Source organism: Streptomyces sp. SPB074 (assembly GCF_000154905.1).
GTDB lineage: Bacteria > Actinomycetota > Actinomycetes > Streptomycetales > Streptomycetaceae > Streptomyces.
The window spans coordinates 890,594-892,006 of sequence record NZ_GG770539.1 but is presented as its reverse complement, the minus strand read 5'-3'; the positions used below and the strand labels follow the sequence as shown (position 1 = coordinate 892,006).

The 1,413-nt window shown below is 77.2% G+C and carries 1 protein-coding gene and 1 pseudogene; both read right to left on the bottom strand.

The window, feature by feature from the left end:
- Positions 1-229 precede the first annotated feature (229 nt).
- Positions 230-886 carry an acetamidase/formamidase family protein gene (locus SSBG_RS03635; RefSeq protein ID WP_234010347.1) on the bottom strand — a complete coding sequence of 219 codons (657 nt, stop codon included), beginning with the start codon at positions 884-886 and terminating at the stop codon, positions 230-232.
- Between the two features lie 108 nt (positions 887-994).
- A pseudogene (locus SSBG_RS03630) lies at positions 995-1,413 on the bottom strand (amino acid kinase); the annotation flags it as partial.

Here is a 1,413-nt window from a genome sequence, read left to right as displayed (position 1 = left end):
CCCGTCCATGCCGTGCCGCTCGCGCAGGAAGGCGAGCGCGGCCCGTACCCGCGTCCCGCATGGCCTCGTCCAGGTCCTCGTGCAGCCCGACGGGTATCCAGTGCGCGCGGGTCTCGGCGAAGGGGCGGCGCAGCAGGTGGGCCGCCGCGTCGCGCAGCACCGTGGGCCGGAACGTGGCCCGCAGCGGTGCCTCCAGGGCGGTGAGCGCGACCTCGCCGTTGCCCTGCGCTCAGTGCGGGTCGCCCGCGTGGAAACCGGCCCCCTCGACCTGGACCGGCAGGTAGAGGGTGCTCCCGGTGACCAGGTGCTTGATGTCGAGATTGCCGCCGTGCCGGCCCGGCGGCACCGAGTGCGCCGGTTCCTCGCTCGCGGTGGCGACGCCGGTCAGGCCGAGGAAGGGGGCGAGCGGGAAGCGCGCCGCGCGACCGGCCCCGTAGCCGATCAGCCCGGTGTCCCCCTCCGTCCGGCAGAAGGTGAACTCCGGTCCGCGCAGGGCGAACTCACCGGGGAGCGCGCCGCGTCCGTGCCGGGTCGAGACGATGCCGTACCCCGCCCGGCGGCGCAGGGACAGCGTCTCGACCCGCAGGACGTCGCCGGGCCGCGCCGAGGTGACGTGCACCGGGCCCGTGACGACGTGCGGCCCGTCCCGCGCCGGATCGCGCCCGGCGTGCGAGGCCGCCAGTTCGCGGGCGTCGGAGAGGACGTCCTCCGGGCGCACGCCGTAGGCGCCGAAGAACGCCACCGGGTCGCGGCCCTGGTCCTCCAGGATGCCCTCGTGCGAGACGGTGTCGAGCGTGACCGCGCCGCCGGAGGGGATCTCGGCGACCGGGGGCGTGGACCGGCAGGGCAGCCGCCCCCAGTGCACGGTCTTCGCGGTCGCTGGCACGTACACGGCGCCGTCGACGAAGGCCCGTACCGGTCTCCAGCAGCATGGTTCCTCTTCTCGGGACGCGGGGCGGCGCGGGGCGCGCGGGCGTCCGCGCGCCGGGGCGGGTCACCGGGGCCGTCCGGCGGCGGCCGGCGGGGGGACCGGGAGGCGGGTGCCGGGCGGGCCCTGGTGGACGCGGGTGCCGCCGCGTCCCGCGAGCGCGGCGGGCAGCCCGGCCACGGAGGTGATGAGCGCCTCGCGGCCCGGCGCGCCCGTCACGAAGCGCAGCGCGCCCCGGATCTTCGGGCCCATGCTCCCTTCGGGGAAGTGGCCCTCCGTGAGCAGCCGCCGCGCCGAGGCCACGTCGAGCCGGTCCAGGAAGCGCTGTCCGGGCCGCCCGAAGTCCACCGCGACACGGTCCACGCCCGTGGTGATCGCCAGGAGGTCCGCGCCCACCTCCTCGGCGAGCAGCGCCGAGGTGAGGTCCTTGTCGACCACGGCCTCCACGCCCCGGTACGTGCCGTCGGGGCACTCCACGAGCGGGA